The 20,310-nt window shown below is 71.5% G+C and carries 16 protein-coding genes; 8 read left to right on the top strand and 8 right to left on the bottom strand.

Features of this window, described 5'->3' with window-relative positions; translation table 11 throughout:
• Window positions 1-42: 42 nt before the first annotated feature.
• Together OHO83_RS30010 and OHO83_RS30005 are read left to right on the top strand one after the other, a co-directional pair.
• A complete protein-coding gene (locus OHO83_RS30010) occupies window positions 43-1,776 on the top strand; it encodes an ABC transporter ATP-binding protein (protein ID WP_330280809.1) in 1,734 nt (577 codons plus the stop codon).
• Entirely contained in the window at window positions 1,776-3,701 is a 1,926-nt protein-coding gene (locus OHO83_RS30005; protein WP_266670298.1) for an ABC transporter ATP-binding protein, read from the top strand. Before OHO83_RS30010 ends, OHO83_RS30005 begins: the two co-directional genes overlap by 1 nt.
• Before the next feature lie 140 nt (window positions 3,702-3,841).
• Here the strand turns inward: OHO83_RS30005 and OHO83_RS30000 are convergent, their stop codons facing one another.
• From OHO83_RS30000 to OHO83_RS29975, 6 genes are all read right to left on the bottom strand, one after another.
• A complete protein-coding gene (locus OHO83_RS30000; protein ID WP_330279995.1) occupies window positions 3,842-5,227 on the bottom strand; it encodes an RNA polymerase sigma factor in 1,386 nt (461 codons plus the stop codon).
• A gap of 163 nt (window positions 5,228-5,390) precedes the next feature.
• Window positions 5,391-7,289, bottom strand: a complete 1,899-nt coding sequence (gene dnaG, locus OHO83_RS29995) for a DNA primase (RefSeq protein ID WP_266670302.1) — start codon at window positions 7,287-7,289, stop codon at window positions 5,391-5,393.
• A 34-nt stretch (window positions 7,290-7,323) separates the two neighbouring features.
• Window positions 7,324-8,598: an NAD(P)/FAD-dependent oxidoreductase gene (locus OHO83_RS29990; RefSeq protein ID WP_266670304.1), complete on the bottom strand. Its 1,275-nt coding sequence runs from the start codon at window positions 8,596-8,598 to the stop codon at window positions 7,324-7,326.
• Between the two features lie 94 nt (window positions 8,599-8,692).
• The gene (locus OHO83_RS29985; protein WP_266670306.1) at window positions 8,693-8,896 is read right to left on the bottom strand and encodes a hypothetical protein; all 204 of its coding nucleotides are present in this window, start codon (window positions 8,894-8,896) and stop codon (window positions 8,693-8,695) included.
• 17 nt (window positions 8,897-8,913) lie between these two features.
• Window positions 8,914-10,293: a deoxyguanosinetriphosphate triphosphohydrolase gene (locus OHO83_RS29980; protein WP_266670308.1), complete on the bottom strand. Its 1,380-nt coding sequence runs from the start codon at window positions 10,291-10,293 to the stop codon at window positions 8,914-8,916.
• Between the two features lie 33 nt (window positions 10,294-10,326).
• Window positions 10,327-11,238, bottom strand: a complete 912-nt coding sequence (locus OHO83_RS29975) for a sirohydrochlorin chelatase (RefSeq protein WP_266670310.1) — start codon at window positions 11,236-11,238, stop codon at window positions 10,327-10,329.
• Window positions 11,239-11,477: 239 nt separating this feature from the next.
• Between OHO83_RS29975 and OHO83_RS29970 the strand changes: the two genes are divergently transcribed.
• The 3 genes from OHO83_RS29970 to OHO83_RS29960 all read left to right on the top strand — a co-directional run bounded on the left by OHO83_RS29970 (window position 11,478) and on the right by OHO83_RS29960 (window position 15,525).
• Window positions 11,478-12,092: a SanA/YdcF family protein gene (locus tag OHO83_RS29970; protein ID WP_266676325.1), complete on the top strand. Its 615-nt coding sequence runs from the start codon at window positions 11,478-11,480 to the stop codon at window positions 12,090-12,092.
• 695 nt (window positions 12,093-12,787) lie between these two features.
• Window positions 12,788-14,893, top strand: a complete 2,106-nt coding sequence (locus OHO83_RS29965) for a molybdopterin oxidoreductase family protein (RefSeq protein ID WP_266670312.1) — start codon at window positions 12,788-12,790, stop codon at window positions 14,891-14,893.
• Window positions 14,894-14,973: 80 nt separating this feature from the next.
• Complete coding sequence (locus OHO83_RS29960) at window positions 14,974-15,525, top strand: DoxX family protein (RefSeq protein WP_382510890.1); 552 nt, start codon at window positions 14,974-14,976, stop codon at window positions 15,523-15,525.
• 338 nt (window positions 15,526-15,863) lie between these two features.
• On the opposite strand, the gene cutA is transcribed toward OHO83_RS29960, so the two are convergent.
• Window positions 15,864-16,190, bottom strand: a complete 327-nt coding sequence (gene cutA, locus OHO83_RS29955) for a divalent-cation tolerance protein CutA (protein WP_266670314.1) — start codon at window positions 16,188-16,190, stop codon at window positions 15,864-15,866.
• Window positions 16,191-16,354: 164 nt separating this feature from the next.
• Between cutA and OHO83_RS29950 the strand changes: the two genes are divergently transcribed.
• Window positions 16,355-17,995, top strand: coding sequence for a M4 family metallopeptidase (locus OHO83_RS29950; protein WP_266670316.1), 1,641 nt, complete (start codon window positions 16,355-16,357; stop codon window positions 17,993-17,995).
• A gap of 65 nt (window positions 17,996-18,060) precedes the next feature.
• Here OHO83_RS29950 and OHO83_RS29945 read toward each other — a convergent pair whose 3' ends face one another.
• Window positions 18,061-18,699 (bottom strand): NADPH-dependent FMN reductase, encoded by a 639-nt coding sequence (locus OHO83_RS29945; RefSeq protein ID WP_266670318.1) that lies wholly within the window; start codon window positions 18,697-18,699, stop codon window positions 18,061-18,063.
• Window positions 18,700-18,990: 291 nt separating this feature from the next.
• Here OHO83_RS29945 and OHO83_RS29940 point away from each other — a divergent pair, with 291 nt between their 5' ends.
• The gene (locus OHO83_RS29940) at window positions 18,991-19,503 is read left to right on the top strand and encodes a hypothetical protein (protein ID WP_266670320.1); all 513 of its coding nucleotides are present in this window, start codon (window positions 18,991-18,993) and stop codon (window positions 19,501-19,503) included.
• A 136-nt stretch (window positions 19,504-19,639) separates the two neighbouring features.
• Complete coding sequence (locus tag OHO83_RS29935; RefSeq protein ID WP_266670322.1) at window positions 19,640-20,284, top strand: class F sortase; 645 nt, start codon at window positions 19,640-19,642, stop codon at window positions 20,282-20,284.
• Window positions 20,285-20,310 lie beyond the last annotated feature (26 nt).

Below are 20,310 nucleotides of genomic sequence, written 5' to 3'. Positions count from 1 at the left end.
CACCAATGACCCCTCATGACGGCCGACTTCGAGAGACCGAGCGTGCTCATACGACTCCTGCGGACCTACCTCGGTCCGTACAAGAAACCCATCGGCGTGCTCGTACTGCTGCAGTTCCTGCAGACCTGCGCGTCGCTCTATCTGCCCACCCTCAACGCGGACATCATTGACAACGGTGTCGTGAAGGGGGACACGGGCTACATCCTGACGTTCGGCGCCATCATGATCGCGATCACCGTGGTCCAGATGGTCTGCAACATCGGCGCCGTGTTCTACGGCGCCCGCACCGCGGCCGCGCTCGGACGGGACGTCCGGGCCTCCGTGTTCGACCGCGTGCAGTCCTTCTCGGCGCGCGAGATGGGCCAGTTCGGGGCGCCGTCCCTGATCACCCGCACGACGAACGACGTGCAGCAGGTCCAGATGCTCACGCTCATGACGTTCACGCTGATGGTGTCGGCGCCGATCATGTGTGTCGGCGGCATCGTCATGGCGCTGGGCCAGGACGTGCCCCTGTCGGGCGTGCTGCTCGCCGTGGTCCCGGTCCTCGGGATCAGCGTCAGTCTGATCGTGCGCCGCCTGCGGCCGCTGTTCCGCACCATGCAGGTGCGGCTCGACACGGTGAACCGGGTGCTGCGCGAGCAGATCACCGGCAACCGCGTCATCCGCGCCTTCGTGCGCGACGGCTACGAGAAGGATCGCTTCCGCGAGGCCAACGCCGATCTGACCGAGGTCTCCCTCGGCACCGGCAAGCTCCTCGCGCTGATGTTCCCGATCGTCATGACCGTGGTGAACATCTCGTCGATCGCCGTCGTCTGGTTCGGCGCGCACCGCATCGACAGCGGCGGCATGCAGATCGGCGCGCTCACCGCGTTCCTCGCCTATCTGATGCAGATCGTGATGAGCGTCATGATGGCCACCTTCATGTTCATGATGGTGCCGCGCGCCGAGGTCTGCGCCGAGCGCATCCAGGAGGTCCTCTCCACCGAGTCCAGCGTCGTGCCACCGGCCTCGCCGGTGCGGGAGCTGCGCAGCCACGGCCACCTGGAGATCCGGGACGCGGGCTTCCGCTACCCGGGCGCCGAGGAACCCGTGCTCAAGGCCATCCAGGTCACCGCGCGCCCCGGCGAGACGACCGCCGTCATCGGCTCGACCGGCAGCGGCAAGTCCACCCTTCTCGGCCTGGTGCCGCGCCTGTTCGACGCGACGGACGGCGAGGTTCTGGTGGACGGTGTCGACGTGCGCACCATCGACCCCGCGCTGCTCGCCAGGACCGTCGGGCTCGTGCCGCAGAAGCCGTACCTCTTCGCGGGCACGGTCGCGACGAATCTGCGGTACGGCAATCCGGACGCGACCGACGAAGAGCTGTGGCACGCCCTGGAGGTGGCGCAGGCCAAGGACTTCGTGAAGAAGCTGGAGAACGGGCTCGACTCCCCGATCTCGCAGGGCGGCACCAATGTGTCCGGCGGACAGCGCCAGCGGCTCGCGATCGCGCGGACGCTGGTGCAGCGGCCCGAGATCTATCTCTTCGACGACTCGTTCTCCGCGCTCGACTACGCGACGGACGCCGCGCTGCGGGCCGCGCTGGGTCACGAGACCTCCGAGGCGACCGTGGTGATCGTGGCCCAGCGGGTCTCCACCATCCGCGACGCGGACCGCATCGTGGTCCTCGACGAGGGCCATGTCGTGGGCACGGGCACCCATCACGAGCTGATGGACGGCAATGCGACATACCGGGAGATCGTTCTCTCCCAGCTGACGGAAGCGGAGGCGGCCTGATGGCGGGGCCAGGCGGGCGGATGATGGCCGGGGGCCCCGACCAGCGTTCGATGGACTTCAAGGGCTCGGGCAAGCGGCTCATCAGGCAGTTCAAGCCCGAGAAGACGACGATGTACGCGATGGTCGCGTGTGTCGTCCTGAGTGTGGGCCTGTCGGTGCTGGGCCCGAAGATCCTGGGCCGGGCGACCGACCTGGTCTTCGCGGGCATCATCGGGCGTCAGATGCCCGCCGGGAGCAGCAAGGCGCAGGTCATCGAGGCGATGCGGGCCAAGGGTGACTCCGGGGTCGCCGACATGCTCTCCGGGATCGACTTCACGCCCGGCCAGGGCATCGACTTCGGGGCCGTGGGCTCCGTGCTCGGGCTCGCCCTGTGCACCTTCCTGGGGGCCGGTCTGCTGATGGCCGTGGCGACGCGGCTGTCCAACCTGGCGCTCAACAAGACCGTCTTCCGGATGCGCGAGGACATCCAGGCGAAGCTGTCGCGCCTTCCGCTGTCGTACTTCGACAAGCGCCAGCGCGGTGAGGTCCTCAGCCGCGCCACGAACGACATCGACAACATCGGGCAGACGCTCCAGCAGACGATGGGCCAGCTCATCAACTCGCTGCTCACCATCATCGGTGTGCTGGTGATGATGTTCTGGATCTCGCCGCTGCTCGCGCTGGTGGCACTGGTGACGGTGCCGCTGTCGTTCCTGATCGCGACGCGGGTCGGCAAGCGGTCGCAGCCGCAGTTCGTGCAGCAGTGGAAGACCACCGGCAAGCTGAACGCGCACATCGAGGAGATGTACACCGGCCACAACCTGGTGAAGGTCTTCGGGCGCCAGGAGGAGTCGGCCAAGGCGTTCGCCGAGCAGAACGACGCGCTCTACGAGGCCGGGTTCAAGGCACAGTTCAACAGCGGGATGATGCAGCCGCTGATGTTCTTCGTGTCGAACCTCAACTATGTGCTGGTCGCCGTGGTGGGTGGCCTGCGGGTCGCCTCGGGTTCGCTGTCGATCGGTGACGTCCAGGCGTTCATCCAGTACTCGCGGCAGTTCTCCATGCCGCTGACGCAGGTCGCCTCGATGGCGAACCTGGTGCAGTCGGGCGTCGCCTCGGCCGAGCGGATCTTCGAACTGCTCGACGCGGACGAGCAGGAGGCCGACCCGGTGCCGGGCGAGAAGCCCGATCTGCTGCGCGGGCTCGTCGAGTTCGAGAACGTGTCCTTCCGCTACGAGCAGGACAAGCCGCTCATCGAGGACCTGTCCCTCGCCGTGGAGCCGGGGCACACCGTCGCCATCGTCGGCCCGACGGGCGCCGGAAAGACGACGCTGGTCAACCTGCTGCTCCGCTTCTACGAGGTCACCGGCGGGCGCATCACCCTCGACGGGGTCGACGTGGCGAAGATGTCGCGCGACGAACTCCGTTCCGGGATCGGCATGGTCCTCCAGGACACGTGGCTGTTCGGCGGCACGATCGCGGACAACATCGCGTACGGCGCGGCGAAGGACGTCACCCGGGAGCAGATCGAGGAAGCGGCGCGGGCCGCCCACGCGGACCGGTTCATCCGGACGCTGCCCGAGGGCTACGACACCGTGATCGACGACGAGGGGTCGGGGGTCAGCGCCGGTGAGAAGCAGCTCATCACCATCGCGCGCGCGTTCCTCTCGGACCCGGTGATACTCGTCCTCGACGAGGCGACGAGCTCCGTCGACACCCGTACCGAGGTGCTCATCCAGAAGGCGATGGCGCGGCTCGCCCACGGGCGGACCAGCTTCGTCATCGCTCACCGGCTGTCCACGATCCGCGACGCCGACACCATCCTGGTGATGGAGAGCGGGGACATCGTGGAGCAGGGCACCCACGACGCGCTGCGCGCCGCGGGCGGGGCGTACGAGCGGCTGTACGAGGCTCAGTTCGCGCAGGCCGTGGCGGAGGTGGAGTAGGCGCGTCTTGGGGGGCGGGGTTCTGCGTGCGGGTCGTTCGTGGCTGAGCTGAGTGCGCAGTTCCCCGCGCCCCCGATGGTCCGGCTGCGGGCCGTGGGGTTGAGCGCGCCGTTCCCCGCGCCCCTTACGGGGCGCCGCCCTCAGTCCAAGTAGCCCCTCAGCTGGTCCGCGAAAGCGTGGTCCCTGAGTTTGTTCAGGGTCTTGGACTCGATCTGGCGGATGCGTTCCCGGGTCACCCCGAATATGCGGCCGATCTCCTCCAGTGTGCGGGGGCGGCCGTCCGCCAGGCCGTAACGGAGCTGGACCACCTTGCGTTCGCGTTCGCCGAGGGTGGAGAGGACCGCCTCCAGGTGTTCGCGCAGGAGGAGGAACGCGGCCGACTCGACGGGGGACGTCGCGTCGCCGTCCTCGATCAGGTCGCCCAGCGCGACGTCGTCCTCCTCGCCCACGGGAGCGTGCAGCGACACCGGTTCCTGGGCCAGGCGCAGGACTTCGCTGACCCGCTCGGGCGGCAGGTCGAGGTGGTCGGCGACCTCTTCGGGCGTGGGTTCGTAGCCGCGTTCCTGGAGCATGCGGCGCTGCACGCGCACGACCCGGTTGATCAGCTCGACCACGTGGACCGGGACGCGGATCGTGCGGGCCTGGTCGGCGAGGGCGCGTGACATGGCCTGCCGGATCCACCAGGTGGCGTACGTCGAGAACTTGTAGCCGCGGGCGTAGTCGAACTTCTCGACCGCCCTGATCAGGCCGAGGTTTCCCTCCTGGACCAGGTCCAGCATGGTCAGGCCGCGGCCCACGTAGCGCTTGGCTACCGAGACGACGAGGCGCAGGTTGGCCTCGATGAGGCGGCGCTTGGCCATCCGGCCCATCACGACGAGTCTGTCGAGGTCGATGGCGAGCTGGGAGTCCGGGTCCGGGGTGCCCGTCAGCTTCTCCTCGGCGAACAGACCGGCCTCGACCTTGCGGGCCAGGTCGACCTCCTCCGCGGCCGTGAGCAGCGGGATCCGTCCGATCTCGCGCAGGTACTGGCGGAAGAGGTCCGAGGAGGGGCCGCCGGTGTCGGTGCGGCCGCGCGAGGGCGGGGGCTCGGGAGTCTCGGCGTCCACGGTGTCGAGGAGGAGGGCGACGGGCGGTCGGGGGCCGGCTTCCCGCCGTTCCGGATCCGACTCCGGCTCCGGCAGCTCGGCCGTGTCGGCCGGCTGTGGGGTGTCGGCGGGATCGCCGGGCGGGTCGGAGTCCGGATGGTTCTCCGGTCCCCGCTGCTGGGGGACGGCCGGAAGCGGCTCCGCGTCCGTGTCCGGCGCGGGGGTGCCCTGGGCGCTCTGACGCGCGGCACCGGTCTGACTGAGGGTCTGGGTCTGCACGGGGGCGACCTCCAAGGTGATCGCTGCTGAGGCGTGCGGCAGGGGTACACCGGGATCGGCGACGGCGGCCACACCGCTGTCCGTCCCGTACGCGTTAGGCGGAACCGCGGGGGTGTCGGACCCCTTGTCGGGGTTCCGGCCGCGCTCCGAGGACTCAGGCACCGGACCCAGTGTGCTGTACGACACAACGCCGCCACGAGGGGCGTGCGGTGACTTTTTGAGTCCGGTGCGTGACCGCTCGGTTACCGTGCACGACGCCTGCCCCTGCGCGGCGGGACGAAACCGGCCGGGCGGACCTCGTCCCGGGCCGTCGGGGACCGAGCGCTCAGAGCGCCTGCGCGCCGAGGTCCTGCAGAGCCCTGTCGTAGCGCTGGAGGACCATCAGCTCCTCCTGGACGGCGGACAGGCGCGCCGGGTCACTGTGCGAGCCCAGACGGGTCAGGGAGCCCTGCACGTCCCGGATGCGCCGGTCGACGGCACGGCGGCGCACGGCGACGAGCTGCTGGCCCGCGTAGACCTCGTCGACGGATCTGCGCAGGATGGCCTCGACGGCGAGCTCGGTGACCATGGCGCGCACCGCGTCGTCGGGGGCCGCCTCCCGTACCCGTACGAGATATGCCTGCGGGTCCTGGGTGCCGAGGTCGGCGCCGCCCGCCTCGATGATCGCCTCGCGCACCGCGGCGTACGGGGCGGCGGTGAACTCGTCCACGCCGTACGCGTCGAAGGCCGGGGAGACCAACTCGGGCCGCTGGAGGGCGAGTTTGAGTAGCTCGCGCTCGGTGGCGTACACGGGGTTGCGCAGGGTGAGGGCGGGGCCCGCGGCGGACGCGCGGGTCGCCGCGGCCTCGTAGGGCTGCTGCGGGCGGGCCGGGGCGGGGCCACGGCCGCCGCGGTCACGGGCCCAGCGGGCGAGCTGCGAGACACGCTTGACGACGAACTGGGTGTCCAGGATGCCGAGCATGCCGGCGAGCTGGACGGCGACCTCGTGCTGCGCGCCGCTGTTCTTGATCCGGGCGACGACGGGGGCTGCCTCGTCGAGCGCGGCGGCGCGGCCCGCGGGGGTCTCCAGGTCGTAGCGGGAGACGATGTGGCGCAGGGCGAACTCGAAGAGGGGGGTGCGGGGTTCGACGAGGTCGGCGACCGCCTCGTCGCCCTTGGCCAGGCGCAGGTCGCAGGGGTCCATGCCGTCGGGGGCGACGGCGATGTACGTCTCGGCGGCGAACTTCTGGTCGTCCTCGAAGGCGCGCAGGGCGGCCTTCTGGCCCGCCGAGTCACCGTCGAAGGTGAAGATCACACGGGCGCTGCCGTTGTCCATCAGGAGGCGGCGAAGGATCTTGATGTGGTCGCCGCCGAAGGCGGTGCCGCAGGTCGCGATGGCGGTCGTGATGCCGGCCAGGTGGCAGGCCATGACGTCCGTGTAGCCCTCGACGACGACCGCGCGGCTCGACTTGGCGATCTCCTTCTTGGCGAGGTCGATGCCGTAGAGGACCTGAGACTTCCGGTAGATCGGTGTCTCCGGCGTGTTCAGGTACTTCGGACCGTTGTCGTCCTCACGCAGACGGCGGGCGCCGAAGCCGACGACCTCGCCGCCGATGTCGCGGATGGGCCACATGAGACGGCCGCGGAAGCGGTCGATGGGCCCGCGGCGGCCCTCCTGGGAGATCCCGGAGGTGATGAGCTCCTTGTCGGTGAAGCCCTTGCCGCGCAGGAAGCGCGTGAGGTGGTCCCAGCCGGCCGGGCTGTAGCCGACGCCGAAGTGCGCGGCGGCGGCCTGGTCGAAGCCGCGCTCGGCGAGGAACTTGCGGCCGATCTCCGCCTCGGCGCTCTCCAGCTGGTCCATGTAGAACTGGGCGGCCACCTTGTGCGCCTCGACCAGGCGGATGCGTTCACCGCGCTGGTGCGAGGGGTTGTAGCCGCCCTCCTCGTACCGCAGGGTGATGCCCGCCTGACCGGCGAGGCGCTCGACGACCTCGGAGAAGGAGAGGTGGTCGACCTTCATCACGAACGTGATGGTGTCGCCGCCCTCCTGGCAGCCGAAGCAGTGGAAGAGACCCTTGCTGGGGCTGACCTGGAAGGACGGAGACTTCTCGTCGTGGAAGGGGCACAGGCCCTTCAGGTTCCCGCCGCCCGCGTTGCGCAGTTGCAGGTATTCGGACACCACGGCGTCGATCGGGACCGCGTCCCGGACCGCCTTCACGTCCTCGTCATTGATCCTGCCTGCCACGCAAGGATTCTACGGCGAGCCGCCGACACTCACGTCACCCGTCCTCCCCCTCGAGGAGCGCCGTGAGCGCGACGGACGGATCCGACAGGCGGTCCGCCCCGGGCCTGACCCCGCTGCGGATGAGTGCCTGGATGGTTTCCGTGACGTCCCACACGTTCACGTTCATCCCGGCGAGCACCCGCCCGTCCTTGAGCCAGAACGCGATGAACTGCCGCTTGCCCGCGTCCCCGCGGATGACGACCTGGTCGTACGAGCCCGGGGGCGCCCAGCCCGAGTACTCGAGGCCGACGTCGTACTGGTCGGAGAAGAAGTACGGCACACGGTCGTACGTCACCTCCTGGCCCAGCATGGCGCGGGCGGCGGCCGGGCCGCCGTTGAGCGCGTTGGCCCAGTGCTCGACGCGCAGCCTGGTCCCGAAGAGGGGGTGCTGCACGGCCGCCACGTCACCGGCCGCGTAGATGTCCGGGTCGGAGGTGCGCAGCGAGGCGTCCACGGCGATGCCGCCGCCGTGCGACCGGTCGGCGAGTTCGATCCCGGCGGACTCGGCGAGCGAGGTGCGCGGGGCGGCGCCGATCGCGGCGAGCACGTCGTGGGCCGGGTGCTCGTCGCCGTCGTCGGTGAGGGCGGCGAGGACCATGCCGTCCTGGCCGGTGATGCCGGTGAGGCGGGTCCCGAAGTGGAAGCGGACGCCGTGCTCGGCGTGCAGGTCGGCGAAGATCTGGCCGATCTCGGGGCCGAGGACCGCGTGCAGCGGGGTCGCCTCGGGCTCGACGACGGTGACCTCGGCGCCGTACTCGCGGGCCGCCGCGGCGACCTCCAGGCCGATCCAGCCCGCGCCCGCGATCACGATGTGGCCGTTGTCCCGGCCGAGGGAGGCGAGGACGCCCTTGAGGCGCTCCGCGTGGGCGAGGCGGCGCAGGTGGTGCACGCCGGCGAGCTCGGTGCCCGGGATGTCCATGCGGCGCGGCTCCGCGCCGGTGACCAGGAGCAGCTTGTCGTAGTGGACGACCGTGCCGTCGCCCAGCCGGACGTTCTTCACGGCCGGGTCGACCGCGACGACGGTCTGGCCGAGGTGCAGCTCGATGTCGTTCTGTGCGTACCAGGCCGGTTCGTGGACGAAGACGCTGTCCCGTTCCTCCTTGCCCTGGAGATAGCCCTTGGACAGGGGTGGGCGTTCGTACGGATGATCTCCCTCGTCCCCGATGAGGATCACTCTGCCGTTGAAGCCCTCGGAGCGCAGCGTCTCGGCCGCTTTCGCTCCGGCGAGCCCGCCTCCGACAATGACGAACGTCTGATCCGCGTCGACCACGTGATGCCTCCTCTTTGCCATGGCGCCAGATGCGAGCGTCCCGCACGGAGCGTGATGCGGGAAGGGGGCATGGCCCGAACAGGGCATCTTTTCGTCACGCCCAGTGGTCGATGGCCGGATTCGCGACGAGGACGACGACCGTGCGGGCGAGGACGACGACCGTGCGCAGGAGCGCGACCCGCACGAACCCGCTCCGCGGCGCAGCGCGGGCGGTCCTGCGGCAGGCGGGACGGCTCGGTTCGCTGCGGAGCGGGAAGCGGGGAGCGGGGAGCGGCAGCACCGTCCTGCGTCGCCGCACCCCGCCAGGCGACGTGCTCAGGGACGCGGCCCCGTGAGCCTCGCGTGCAGCTCGCGGGCCGAGGCGTCGGTGAGGGAGGCGATCTGGTCGACGATCACGCGCTTGCGGGCACGGTCGTCGCCCGCCGTGTCGAACAGGGCGCGGAACTGCGGGTCGAGACCGTCGGGCGCGCGGCGGGTGAGCGCCTCGGCGAGCTCCGCCACGACGATGCGCTGGTCGGCGCGGAGCCGCTCCTGCTGCGGGCGCTGCATCACGTACCGGTCGGCGACCGCCTTGAGAACCGCGCATTCGTACCGCGCCTCGCGCGGCACCACCAGTTCGGCCTCGTAGCGCGTGAGGCGGCCCGTGCCGTGGCGGGCGCGGGTGGCGCCCTCCGCGGCGAGGCAGAAGCGGCCGATGAGCTGGCTCGTCGCGTCCTTGAGGCGGGCCTGGGCGACGGCCGTGCCGTCGTAGCCGTGCGGCCACCACTCCTGGTCGAGGAGCCGGTCGAGCGCCGCCGCGAGCTCTTCGGGGTCCGTGTCCGCCGGTACGTAACGGCCGATCGCGACCGCGTAGATGTCACGGCGCTCGGGCTCCGCGTGCAGCATGTTCGGGTCGAGGTGGCCGGCGTGCAGCCCGTCCTCCAGATCGTGCACCGAGTACGCGACATCGTCCGACCAGTCCATCACCTGCGCCTCGAAGCAGGTCCTGCGCTCGGGTGACTCCTTGCGGATCCAGTCGAACACCGGGCGGTCGTCCTCGTACACACCGAACTTGGGCGAGGCCGGGTCGGTGGGGTGGCCGCCGCGGGGCCACGGGTACTTCGTCGCGGCGTCGAGCGCGGCGCGCGTCAGGTTCAGTCCCACGCTGACCAGCTCGTCCGTGTCGGCGCTGTGGACGAAGCGCTTGGGTTCGATACGCGTCAGCAGGCGCAGCGACTGCGCGTTCCCCTCGAAGCCGCCGCAGTCCTGCGCCACCTCGTTCAGCGCCTGTTCGCCGTTGTGCCCGAAGGGCGGATGGCCCATGTCGTGCGAGAGGCAGGCCGTCTCGACGAGGTCCGGGTCGCAGCCGAGTGCCGCGCCGAGCTCCCGGCCCACCTGCGCGCATTCCAGGGAGTGCGTCAGCCGGGTGCGGGGGCTGGCGTCCCAGGCGCGGTTCATCGTGCCCGGGGTGACGACCTGGGTCTTGCCCGCGAGGCGGCGCAGTGCCGAGGAGTGCAGGACGCGGGCGCGGTCGCGCTGGAAGGCGGTGCGGCCGGGGCGTTTGTCGGGCTCGGGTGCCCAGCGCTCCACCGAGGCGGCGTCATAGCCGGACGGGTCGGTGGCGTGGGACGGCGCGGTCGGGACAGTCGGGGCGGTCGGATTCTTCGTGGCGGGTGTTTCGTGGTTCGCTGCGGGTGTCTCGTGCGTGCCTTCCATGGACTGACAGTAAGGGCATGCGGTGACAAACGGTCAGGCCGACGTGAGTTGGCGCTGTACGGGGGCGGCCGCCGGGGACGCGAGGGTCCCGTCGTAGCGGTGGAGGAGGAGGCGGGCCATCGCCGTGTGCGCCCCGAGCGGGGCCGCGGCTATCCAGGGGGCGGCCTGCGCGCACTGGGTGGCGAAGCGGCCCGGCGCCGTGAAGTACGCGGCGACGGCGGCGCGGTGCCTCCCTCTGACGGCGAGAGCGCGCAGCGCGGCCGGGACGGTGGGGGCGGCGGCACTCGCGTAGGCCGGCACGACCGGGACACCCAGCCGCTCGGCCAGGAGTGCGGCCGTGCGGGCCGTGTCGGCGGCCGAGTCGGGGTCGCGGGAGCCCGCCGCCGCGAGGACCACACCGCTTTCCCTGCGCGTGCGGGCGTCGGGGCGCGGGTCCCAGCCGGCCTCCACCAGGCGGGCGTACAGCGTTTCCACCAGGAGCGGGTGCGGGCCCAGCGGCGGGGCGACGCGGGCCGTCAGGTGCGGGGCCGTGGCCAGGGCTGCCGGGATGTCCTGCTTGACGTGGTAGCCGCGCGACAGGAGCAGCGGGGCGAGGACGGCCCGGCCGGGGGCGAGGCCCGCGAGCGTGTCGGTCAGGAGCGGTTCGTTCAGCTCGATGTGGCCGAGGTGGACGGGGAGTCCCGGGCGTTCCTCGCGCACCTTGTCGAGCAGGGCGTGGACCGTGGCGAGCGCCCTCGGGTCGCGGCTGCCGTGCGCCACGACGACCAGGGCGGGCGGGGTGGACGGTGCGGGCCGTGTCTGCGGGGGGTTGCGGCGGCTGCCGTCGGGCCGGACGTGGCTGAGCTGGGTGCCGAGCTGGCTGGTGATCCTGGTCATGAGTTGCGCCGTACTGTCGAGGTGGGCCGTGCCGGTGGGCTCGTCGCGCTGATGTTTCGACGCCGTCATGAATCGATCCTGCCCGGGGGAGGTTGCGGCGTCGTTGCGGGGCGGTGACGCGTCGCTTCCCCGGGGCTCACCGCGTGTTCGGGCGCGTGTGAGGTGGTCGGGGTTCCCGCTGCCGTGTGAACCGGCCGGCGCAGACGTGCGTCCAGTCGTGCGACGACGTTTTCGAGCAGGGGTGGTCAGTGGTGCGGATCCGGTTGCCGCGTACGCGGCGGGGGTGGCGGCGGTTCGTACAGGGCGCGATGGCCGTGTGTGTGCTGGCGCTGTTGCCGGCGACGTGGCTGTTCGTCGTGACCGGGGACCGGCTGCGTACGGTCGACGATGCGCCGCGCACCGATGTCGCCGTGGTGTTCGGGGCCGGGCTGTGGGAGGGCGAGCCGTCGCCCTATCTCGCGCACCGGCTCGACGCGGCGGCCCAGCTCTATCGCGACGGGCGGATCCGGGTGGTTCTCGTGACCGGCGACAACAGCCGCGAGGACTACGACGAGCCCGACGCGATGCGCGCCTATCTGACCCGGCACGGGGTGCCCGGCGACGCTGTCGTCAGCGACTACGCCGGGTTCGACACCTGGGACTCTTGCGTGCGCGCCAAGAAGATCTTCGGGGTCGACCGGGCCGTGCTGATCAGCCAGGACTTCCATATCCGGCGCGCGGTCGCCCTGTGCGAGGCCGCGGGCGTCTCGTCGTACGGGGTCGGTGTCGACGACCGGCACGACGTGACCTGGTATTACGGCGGGGCCCGTGAGGTGTTCGCGGCGGGCAAGGCCGTGGTCGATTCCGTGTTCCGGCCCGATCCCCGGTTCCTCGGGGACAAGGAGCCCGGGGTTCGGGAGGCTCTGGAGGTACGGCGTCGTTGAGCGTCGCTCTGAGGGTGGGGTCTCGCTGCGCGTGGTTCTGGGGTGGGGTCTCGCTGCGCGTCGCTTCGGGGGCAGCCTCGCTGCGCGTGTTCTGGGGTGAGGTCTCGCTGCGCGTCGCTTCGGGGGCAGCCTCGCTGCGCGTGGTTCTGGGGTGGGGTCTCGCTGCGCGTCGCTCTGAGGATGCGGCCTCGCTGCGCGTGTTCTGGGGTGAGGTCTCGCTGCGCGTCGCTTCGGGGGCAGCCTCGCTGCGCGTGTTCTGGGGTGGGGTCTCGCTGCGCGTCGCTCTGAGGGTGCGGCCTCGCTGAGGCGTCTCGTGCGTCGTGGGGCGGGGCCGCGGGGGTGTGTCCGTCCTCGCCATCGCGGCGCCTCCGCCCCGTGTACCTTCACCGGCGCCCGCACCTCCGTGCTGCGGGCGGACACACCCCCACGTCCCCTCGCGACGGTATTGCGGCTGATCCGCCGCTGTTCGTTCTCGCCGGGCCGGCGGTACCGGTGTCCCCTCGCGGCGGTTTTGCGGCTGATCCGCCGCTGTTCGTTCTCGCCGGGCCGGCGGTACCGGTGTCCCCTCGCGACGTTTCGCGCTCATCCGCCGGTACTCGTTCTCACCGGGCCGCCTGTGGCGCTATGAGGGCGTCGTGTCTTGCGTGTAATCGGGCGTGGGACGGCGCGTAACAGGGTGCGCGCAGGGTGGGCCCATGCTCACTGTCACGCCCACTCACTGCCCCTACTGCTCCCTCCAGTGCGGGATGAATCTCGTCCCGACTGCCTCCGGTGTTGTCGAGGTCGAGGAGCGTGCCGGGTTTCCCGTCAACCGGGGCGCCCTGTGCGGCAAGGGGCGTACGGCCGCTGCCGTGCTGGCCCCCGGCGTGCGGCTGACCGCGCCGCTGGTCCGCCGGGGCGGCGTGCTGGAGCCTGCCTCGTGGGACGAGGCGCTCGGCCTGGTCGCCGAGGGGCTTTCCCGTACGCGTTCGGCTCATGGCCCGGACGCGTGCGGGGTCTTCGGCGGGGGCGGGCTCACCAATGAGAAGGCGTACGGGCTCGGGAAGTTCGCCCGGGTCGTGCTCGGCACCTCCCAGATCGACTACAACGGTCGCTTCTGCATGTCGTCCGCCGCGGCGGGGCAGCTCGCCGCGTTCGGGCTCGACCGCGGGCTGCCGTTCCCCCTGGAGGACATTCCGCGTACGGGATGCGTGGTCCTCGTCGGTTCGAACATGGCCGAGACCATGCCCCCCGCGGTCCGCTATCTGAACGAACTGCGGGAGAACGGCGGCACCCTGGTCGTCATCGACCCCCGCCGCACGCGCACCGCCGAGCTCGCCGACCTCCATCTCGCGCCCCGGCCCGGCACCGATCTCGCCCTTGCCCTCGGAATGCTGCATCTGGTGGTGACCGAGGGGCGCGTCGACGAGGAGTTCGTGCACGCGCGGACGCGGGGCTGGGAGGACGCGCGGGCCGCCGTGATGGCGCACTGGCCCGAGTACGTGGAGCGCGTGACCGGGGTCGCCGTGCCTCAACTGCGCGAGGCCGTGCGGATGTTCTGCGAGCCCGAGGCCGCCATGGTCCTCACCGCGCGCGGGCCCGAGCAGCAGTCCAAGGGCACCGACACCGTGGGCGCCTGGATCAACCTGTGCCTCGCGACCGGGCGCGCCGGGCGGCCCCTTTCCGGGTACGGGTGCCTGACCGGGCAGGGCAACGGGCAGGGCGGGCGCGAGCACGGGCAGAAGGCCGACCAGCTGCCCGGGTACCGCAAGCTGACCGACCCGGCGGCGCGTGCGCATGTGGCCGGCGTGTGGGGCGTGGACCCCGACTCCCTTCCCGGCCCCGGCCGTTCCGCGTACGAGCTGCTCGACGCGCTGGGGCGGGATGTACGGGCACTGCTGGTCATGGGGTCGAACCCGGTCGTGTCCGCGCCGCGCGCCGCGCATGTGGAGGAGCGGCTGCGGTCGCTCGACTTCCTGGCCGTGGCGGATGTGGTGCTTTCCGAGACCGCCGCCCTCGCCGATGTGGTGCTGCCCGTGACCCAGTGGGCCGAGGAGACGGGGACGGTGACCAGTCTGGAGGGGCGCGTGCTGCTGCGGCGCCGCGCCGTCACGCCTCCGGACGGGGTGCGGAGCGATCTGGAGGTGCTGCGTGAGCTGGCCGGGCGGCTGGGAGTGGAGAAGGGGTTCCCTGCCGATCCGGAGGAGGTCTTCGAGGAGCTGCGGCGGGCCTCGGAGGGGGGAGCCGCTGATTACGCGGGGATCTCCTACCGGCGGCTCGTCGAGGAGGACGGGGTGTTCTGGCCCTGTCCGGAAGAGGAACACCCCGGGACGCCCCGGCTCTTTCTGGAACGGTTCGCCACCGAGGACGGGCGGGCCCGCTTCGTCGCCGTCTCGCATCGTGCGGCCGCCGAGGAGCCGGACGCCGAGTTCCCGGTCCATCTCACGACGGGGCGCGTCGTGTCGCAGTACCAGTCGGGTGCGCAGACCCGGCGCGTGGCCGAGCTGAACGCCGCCGCGCCCGGCCCCTTCGTGGAGCTGCATCCGCGGCTCGCCGCGCGGATCGGGGTGGCGGAGGGGGAGCCGGTCGCCGTCGTCTCCCGGCGCGGGCGGGCCGAGGCGCCCGCCCGGATCACCGCGGGCATCCGGCCCGACACGGTGTTCATGCCGTTTCACTGGCCAGGCGCCGGGCGCGCCAATAACCTGACCAACCCCGCGCTCGATCCGACGTCCCGGATGCCGGAGTTCAAGGTGTGCGCGGTACGGGTCGAGGCGGCCGGCACCGGCTCCGACGACCGCCCGGGTGATGTGGTTCAAGTTTGAAACGTGGCGGTCGGGCGGTTAGCTTGGGGTTGTAGCTTGAAAGTTCAAGCATGTCGATTTCCGAGTCAGGAGACCCCCACGTGACCTCCCTCGCGAACCAGCTCGGCCCGCTCCGCGCGCCCGGCACCCCCACCCCTGCCGCGCCGGCTCACGCCTATGACCTCGGCCTTCTCGTACTGCGCCTCGCCCTCGGCCTGACCATGGCCGCGCACGGCGCGCAGAAGCTCTTCGGCTGGTTCGGCGGGGGCGGGATCGACGGGACCGGGCAGTTCTTCGCCGCCTCCGGCTACCCGTCGCCGAAGGCGTTCGCCGCCGTCGCCGGGCTCAGCGAGACCCTCGGCGGGCTCGGCCTCGTGCTCGGCCTGCTCACCCCGCTGGCCGCCGCCGCCGTGGCCGGCACCCTGGTCAACGCCATCGCCGTGAAGTGGGGCGGCGGATTCTTCGCGCCGCAGGGCATCGAGTACGAGCTCTTGATCGCACTCGGCGCCGTGGCTCTCGCCCTGACCGGCCCCGGACGCATCGCCGTCGACCGCTTCCTGCCGGGGCTGCGGTCCCACCGCCTCGGATACGGCGTCGGCGCCGTGGCGCTCGGTGTCGTGGTGGCGACGATCACCCTGCTGCTGCGCAAGTGAGACCGCGAATCGGCGAAGCGCCCTCGTGAATCGACGAGTTGGTCAGCTGGCGAGTTGGTCAGCTGGCGAGCCGGTTGGTGAGCTGGTGAGTTGGTGAGCCGGTTGGTGGTCGGTCGGCCGGCCGGCCGATGGGCAGTCGGGTGGCCAGTTGGTCGCCAGCCGGTTGATGGTCAATCCGCCTGCCGGCGGATCGTCAGCCGGTGGCCGGTCGGTTGCGAGCCAGTGGCCGGTGAGCCGGTTCGGCGCGGTGGCCGGTGAGCCGGCCGGCCGTGAGCCGGTGAGTCATCGTGGCCCGGGTGCTGACGCGCTCGGGCCGTCCGGCTTTCCGGCTCATGCCCTCACGCCCCGCCCGTCTCCCCCTCGATCCACGCCAGGTACGCGGCGCTCCCCCGTATCACCGGTGTCGCGATGATCTCCGGGGTGTCGTAGTCGTGCGCCTCCAACAGCCATGACTCCAGGGCCTCGTAGCCGTCGGCCGTGGTCTTGAGGAGCACCTGCCACTCCTGTGCGGTCTCCGTGTTGCCCTGCCAGCGGTAGACCGACGTGACCGGGCCCGCGATCTGGGCGCAGGCCGCCAGGCGCGCTTCGACCGCTCCCGCGGCCAGGGCGCGGGCCTTGGCCTCGTCGTCGGTCGTCGTGAGGACCGTCAGGGCCAGTGCGTTCATGTCCGTTCCTTTCGCGGGCCGTGCACACCTGATTCTGCACGTGAACACCTATTCACAGCTCCGCCACAGAGGCGCTATGGACATGACATGTCATGGACCCTTAAATCTGGGACGTCATCAGTGTGACCCCCTCAGCGCGCCCGCGCGCCGTCACTAGGAGCCCGATGAGACCTGCCCGGACCACATCGCGACTCACCACCGCCGGCATAGCCACGGCGGCCGCCACCCTGCTGGCCGCCGCCCTCGCCCCCACCGCGGGCGCCGACACCGCCCCGCCCACCCGGGCCGACGCCGTCCGGAACGCCGCGGCCGCGCTGCAGGCGGTGGCCGGGGACCTCGGGCTCACCTCAGCTCAGGGCACCTCCGTGCGGGACGTCGTCGTCGACCCGGACGGCACCCAGCACGTGCGCTACAACCGCACCTTCCGCAAGCTCCCCGTTCTCGGCGGCGACTTCGTCGTCCACCTGAACCGCGACGGCGGCTACCGCTCGGCGAACCGCGCGGTCCGCGGCGACCTCGCCGTGCCGAGCGTGACGCCCGCCCTCCCCGCCCCGAAGGCCGCCGATCTCGCCTCCGCCGCGCTGCGCGCCGCCAACCCGGGCGAGCTCCTGCGCAAGGTCGTCGCCAAGCCCGCGCTCGTCGTGGACGCGCTGCACGGCGCGCCGAAGCTGGCCTGGCGCACCGACGCCGCCGGCAAGGACTCGCTCGGCAACCCGGTCGCCCGTGTCGTCCTCACCGACGCCACGACCGGCAAGCAGATCGACGCCTGGGACAGCATCGAGACCGCGACCGGCGACGGGAAGTCCCTCTACTCGGGCACGGTGCCGCTGGAGACGACCCAGTCCGGATCGACGTACCAGCTCAAGGACGCGACGCGGGGCGGCACCTACTCGGGTGACGCGCAGAACAAGACCGACGGCTGCATCCTGACCATCTGCTGGAGCCGCGCTCCCGCGGTGGTGTTCACCGACGCCGACAACCATTGGGGCACCGGCGCGAACGCCGACCGCTCGTCGGCCGCCGTGGACGCCCAGTACGGCACCGACACGACGTGGGACTACTACAAGAACGTCCACGGCCGTAACGGCATCGGCGGCGACGGCAAGGGCTCGTACAACCGCGTCCACTACGGCAGCAACTACAACAACGCCTTCTGGGACGACACCTGCTTCTGCATGACGTACGGCGACGGTGACGGCTCGACGTTCGGGCCGCTCGTGGCGCTCGACGTCGCCGGGCACGAGATGTCGCACGGTGTCACGTCGAAGACGGCGGGGCTCACCTACTCGGGCGAGTCCGGCGGCCTGAACGAGGCGACGTCCGACATCTTCGGCACGCTCGTCGAGTTCTACGCGAACAACGCGTCCGACCCGGGCGACTGGCTCATCGGCGAGAAGATCGTGAAGCCCGGCTTCGGTCAGCCGGCGCTGCGCTTCATGGACAAGCCCAGCAAGGACGGCAACTCCGCGGACTGCTGGAGCTCGTCGGTCGGCAACCTCGACGTGCACTACTCGTCCGGGGTCGCCAACCACTTCGCGTACCTGCTCGCCGAGGGCAGCGGGCCGAAGGTCATCGGCGGCGTCCAGCACAACAGCCCGACGTGCAACGGCTCGACGCTGAGCGGCATCGGCAAGGACAAGCTCGGCAAGATCTGGTACCGGGCCCTGACCGTCTACATGACGTCCTCGACGAACTACGCGGGCGCCCGCACGGCGACGCTCAGCGCGGCGAAGGACCTGTACGGGGCCGGCAGCGCGGAGTACGCCGCCGTGGCCGCGACCTGGTCGGCCGTGTCCGTGGGCTGACGTCGCACCTGTGTGAACGAGGGTCCCCGCCGCCGACGGCCGCGGGGACCCTCGTCCGTCCGGCCTCAACTGCCGTACGGGCGGACCTCCTTCGCCTCCCGCAGCGCCTTCGCCCACCATGCCAGCTGGTCGAGCATCGACTTCGCCGCGGCGGCCGGCGCCTCGGGGTCACGGTGGGTGCCGGACGCGTCGAACTGGCTGCCCGCGTCGGCGAAGGAGACGGTGTCCCTGACGGTGACGGCGTGCAGTTCGGCGAAGACGGTGCGCAGGTGCTCGACCGCGCGCAGGCCGCCGGAGATCCCGCCGTAGGAGACGAAGCCGACGGGCTTGGCCTGCCATTCGGCGTGGTGCCAGTCGATGACGTTCTTGAGGGACGCCGGGTAGGAGTGGTTGTACTCGGGCGTGAGGACGACGAAGGCGTCGGCCGCGGCCAGCATCGGGGTGACCTTGGCCAGCTCGGCGCGCACCTCGGCGGACGGGTCGTAGGAGAGCGCGGTGGGCAGGTCGGTGTCGGCTGCGTCGATCACGTCGACGGCGAAGTCGGGGCGTTCCCCGAGCAGGGACATGAGCCAGTCGGCGACGACGGGGCCGAAGCGTCCCTCGCGGTTGCTGCCGATGACGACGGCGATCCGGACGGGGGCCTCGGCGGGGGCGGAGACAGGGGCCGAAACGGGGGTGGCCGACGGTGCGGCTGTGGTGGTCATGGGGCAAGCCTCGTACCTGAAGTTTGGTTGAGGTCAAGCGGGCGCCACGTGGGTCCGGTCACCCGTTCACCGGCTCCGGCCCTCCTTGTGGGTTCTTTTCCGCGGCACAGCGATGACCTGCTGGAATGTTCCTGCCGAGGTGTCAGATGACGCCCTTTCACCCGTTTTCTGATGGTCCATCAGGAGGCGTTCCGGGGCGAGTGCCACTTACCTCGACAGGGCAGGGGCGTGACCGACGCAGCGGCACTTGGGGGTGCCGCCGGCCGTGCCCCCTCGGAGGAGCACGACACGATGCGCACATCCCGCCTGCTGACCGCTGCCGCGCTCGCCGCGGCCGCCGCGGCACTGACCGCCGCGCCCGCGCACGCCGGCTCGGGCGGCCTCGAGGTGTACCCGGCGAACGCCACCGCGGGCGCCACGGTCACCGTGAACACCACCGCGTGCGGTGCGGCCCGCATCGCCGCCGGGGACGCGAGCGCGGTCGGCGCGGGCACGTTCATGCTCGCCCCGGGCACGCACGAGAAGGACGCCGAGGGGCGGTTCCAGGTGCCTCCGTCGGCGCAGCCCGGAACGTACGAGATCGTCGCGAAGTGCTCCGGCGGCGGGCAGGTGACGGGCGATCTGATCGTCGCGCTCACCCCCTCCTCGGACCAGGTCCATCCCAAGGGCCACGTGAAGACAGGGGTCGGCGGCGCGCTCGGCACCGACCCCGTGAAGACCGCGGCGGGAGTGGCGGCGCTCGCCGTCGCCGCCGCGGGCGGTACCTGGCTCCTGCATCGCCGGGCGAGAGGCGAAGGGATCTGACGGGCGCCGGACGGACGACCTCCGCTGTCCCTCCGGCCCCCTGGTACCGCTTGTCCTCTCCTCCCCCGGCCGCGCCTCCCCCTCGCCCGGCCGGGGAAGGAAGGCGACCCCCACCCGCCTCGACCTGGAGAAGCCGATGCCGCAGGCGCCCCGCCGAAGAGTTCGCAGCGGCCTCATAGCCGCGGTCACCGTTCTCGCCCTGTGTCTGGGCGCCTGGCTGCTGCGCCTGGGCACCGAGACGCACGGACCGCCCCAGCCGTCCGCCGCCCAGGCCGCGTCCGCGCACCCCGGCACCGGCCACGAGCCGCCCGGCGCGGCCCCCCTCTCCTCCTCGCCGCCCGACCGGATACGCATCCCCTCGATCCAGGTGGACGCGCCGCTCATGGGACTCGGCCTGACCCCGCAGGGCAGCCTGGACGTCCCGCCGCCCAAGGAGAAGAACCTGGCCGGCTGGTACGAGGCAGGGACCGCGCCCGGCGTCCGTGGCACGGCGGTCGTGGCCGGCCACGTCGACAACGCCGACGGTCCCGCCGTCTTCTACGACCTGGGTGCCCTCACCAAGGGCCGCACCATCGAGGTCGACCGCCGCGACGGCTCCGTCGCCGTGTTCACCGTCGACGCCGTCGAGGTCTACGACGCCGGCGCCTTCCCCGACAAGAAGGTGTACGGCGCCGCGGACCGGCCCGAGCTACGCGTCATCACCTGCGGCGGCGGCTACTCGAAGCAGACCGGCTACCGGGGCAACGTCGTGGTGTTCGCGCATCTGACAGGCAGCCGCTGAGCCCTCACACCGACGCCCCTCGCGCG

This window comes from Streptomyces sp. NBC_00569 (assembly GCF_036345255.1).
Taxonomy (GTDB): Bacteria; Actinomycetota; Actinomycetes; order Streptomycetales; family Streptomycetaceae; genus Streptomyces.
Note: the sequence above shows the minus strand (reverse complement) of the source record. Positions and strands in the feature narration are given on the sequence as shown.